This window comes from Micrococcus sp. CH7, from assembly GCF_001595485.1.
Lineage (GTDB): Bacteria > Actinomycetota > Actinomycetes > Actinomycetales > Micrococcaceae > Micrococcus > Micrococcus luteus.
Genome location: NZ_LOSQ01000022.1, coordinates 1 through 2,751, shown reverse-complemented (window position 1 = coordinate 2,751; position 2,751 = coordinate 1). Strand labels below are relative to the sequence as shown.

The window sequence follows — 2,751 nt, the reverse complement described above, 5'->3', positions numbered from 1 at the left end:
ACCATCGGCCTCATACCTCCTGCGGAGACGCTCCTCCGGCCTCACTGGCACCGACCCGAGTCAACAACGTCATGCCCTCCTACATCTAGGGTCGCCATGGCGGGCGGGCATGCAAGAGCCCCCCTGAAGGAAGATCCTCCAGAGGGGCTCAACTTTGCATTTTCTCCTAATCAAAGGAGTAGAAATATCCAAATCAGTATTTCCACGATGTGGGGTAAGAGATCGGATGCGAGGGAGGCTATCGCCTCCCAGGGGACTGCATGAAGCCACTCGGCGACCTTCTCGGCGGCCTCGACAGTGTCGGTGACTGCGACCATGCAGTTGGCAAGAACGAAAATGAATATGAGCATTGGGTTTTGCGTGATGCGTCTGATCCACCTGCTCAAGGTGGACGGACGGTGCGTGCCTAACGGATCCTTACAGGAGCCTCTCCCTGTCTCGTAGCGGGTGTGATGTGCACGTGTCAGGCCGCTGTAGCGGCCTCGTACTCTGCCATGGGTCATGCTTCGTTTCCTCTCTTTGTGAGGCACCCGCGCGGCGAGTTCCGCGGGGCGCACCGGGAGTTCCCCAGCCTTTCAAGTATAGCAAAGGAGGGACAGAAAAGCAAATCAGAAGGTGTTTAGGGAATGCACCTATGGGAACCCGCACGAATCCAGGAAGAGTAGGCCGAAGAAGGGCAGTTGGTTAGCGTCTACTGAACACCACCACTGGCACCTGGGAGAGCGACCCAGTGCCCACGGCCATCAGTGGCGAGCGAGTGTGGAGGGCGGGGACGTGTCGCGGAGGGACGCTGCCGGCTCCGTGAGCTCGAGCTGCCGGCCGCCGCGGCTGCTGGAGCTGGGCATCCGGGGCATGTCCCCGGCACGCCGCGGGGTCTGGAAGCGATGCGTGGGGGCTGGTGGCACGGGGTGCGGCCGGTGCGCGGCCGCGACTGGCGTGCTCGGGGTGGCGGGAGGCCTGGGTCTACGGGCGCTTGGAGTCCGCAGGCCGAGCAGCCTCTGGATGGCGGGGCGGGCGGGGACGTGTCGCGGAGGGACGCTGCCGGCTGCGCGAGCTCGAGCTGCCGGCCGCCGCGGCGGCTGGAGCCGCGGGCCCGGGCCATCTCCCCGACACGGTCCGCGGCGGGGCCCTCGCGGCCAGCAGCCGAGAGCGCGTGGGGCCGCCGACGGCTGGAAGCTCAGCAAGGGGGGAGGGCGCGGAGGCGGCGGCACGACAGGGCCCCGCCGTGGGGGCGATGTCTGGGCCGGCGACCGGCGGGGGACGTGTCGTGGAGGGGCAGCCAGCTGCCGGCGCCGCGCTGCGAGCTCGTGGTGCCGCGGAGACAGCGGCAGCCGCCGCGGGCGGACGGCCCCGCCCGCATCGTGCGGGCGGGGCCACCGGGGGGTGTGGGCGCTTGCGGCCCGGGCGGTCAGCGGCGGGGCCGCCGCAGTGCGACGACCCCGCCGAGAGGGAGAGGGAATCAGGCCGTGGCCGGAGCCTCGGCGGTTCCGCGGGTGCTGGCCCGCTCCACGGCGGAGCCCTCCCGCACGCTGGCGGACTCCGGGGACTGCATCAGCGGCACGGCGCGGAACAGACGTCCCACGCCCTCGTACTCGGCGTCGATCGTGGGGAGCTGATCCCGACGGATCGGCATCAGAATGCCGTGCGCCCACTGGCCGTGGACCCACGCGACGGGCTTGCCCGAGTGGTTGGTGTCCGGGTCGAACGTGAGCACCTCACCGTCGCTGGTGTACCGCGCCGTCACGTCGGCCAGCGCCTTGACGTACTTCGGATTGACCGTGAACGTGCCCTCCTCGAGCGCGCCCCGCGGCTGGGTGTGCAGGCGGAACAGGGAAGCGATCTTCGGATACTCGTCCGCGTCCGCGTAGTTCTTCAGCGGCACCGTCTGCACCTGCCCGTTCGCCGCGTGGACGGTGAACGTGACGGTGTCCTTGTCGGCCGTCAGCTCCACCGTGCCGTCCTTCTTCGCGGCGCGGAGCACCGGGAGCAGAACCTTCAGGCCCGAGCGGTGCAGGCGCACCGGCGGCAGGCCCGCGCCGTGCGCGGGCGCCTCCAGGGCGTACTCGGTCAGCGTGCGGGCGAGCTGGTAGCGGTCCGTGCTGTAGGCGATCAGGCCCTGGTCGGTCACCTCCAGAGGGACCGTGGTCAGGCGAGCCCCGACCGGCTCGTCGGCGAGGCGGGCGGGGTAGGAAGCGACATCGAGACCGCGGAGCAGCTGGCGGGCGTTGAACGTGAGCATGAGAGCCTCCAAGGCTAGGGGTGCAGGGGGCCGGGTGCCTCCCGCTGAGTCAAACCATACACGCTTTGTGGTGTGGACGCAATCGGTTGTGTGGTGTTGCTTGTGGTGGGGGTGTGGTGGTATGCTGGCGGTGTTATGGCATGGGCGGGGGTGGGGGCTGCGCCGCCCGCTCGGCCCGCCCGGCCCCTCCGCCGCCCCGCCGGCCCCGGCCCGCCCGGTCCCCGGCCCCCTGGCCCGGTGTGTGGGCGTCTGAGGGCCGTTCGGGGTGCGGGTGGGCTTGTGGGGGTGCAGGGGTGAGAACGGGGCGCAGGCGGGCGCACAGCGGCCCGTGGTGCGCCCAGCTGACCCCCTCCCGTCCTCGGCCCACCGTTCGGGAACCCTCCCGGCGGCGCGTCAGCGCCCGCCGTGCCCCACCTACCGGGGGGCACCCAACGCGCGGGGCACCCAACCGGCGCGCGGAGCGCGCCAGGCGAGCGGAGCGAGCCGGCCCCGCGCCAGCGGGGCGAGGGCCC

General features: G+C 70.9%; 2 protein-coding genes. Both read right to left on the bottom strand.

The window, feature by feature from the left end:
* Positions 1–170: 170 nt before the first annotated feature.
* The gene (locus tag AUV08_RS06860) at positions 171–350 is read right to left on the bottom strand and encodes a hypothetical protein (RefSeq protein WP_061866804.1); all 180 of its coding nucleotides are present in this window, start codon (positions 348–350) and stop codon (positions 171–173) included.
* Between the two features lie 1,109 nt (positions 351–1,459).
* Positions 1,460–2,239: a hypothetical protein gene (locus tag AUV08_RS06855; RefSeq protein ID WP_061873154.1), complete on the bottom strand. Its 780-nt coding sequence runs from the start codon at positions 2,237–2,239 to the stop codon at positions 1,460–1,462.
* Positions 2,240–2,751: the final 512 nt, after the last annotated feature.

Coding starts and splice junctions, on each gene's coding strand:
- AUV08_RS06855 (WP_061873154.1), bottom strand. CDS start 2,239: ATGCTCACGTTCAACGCCCGCCAGCTGCTCCGCGGTCTCGATGTCGCT.
- AUV08_RS06860 (WP_061866804.1), bottom strand. CDS start 350: ATGCTCATATTCATTTTCGTTCTTGCCAACTGCATGGTCGCAGTCACC.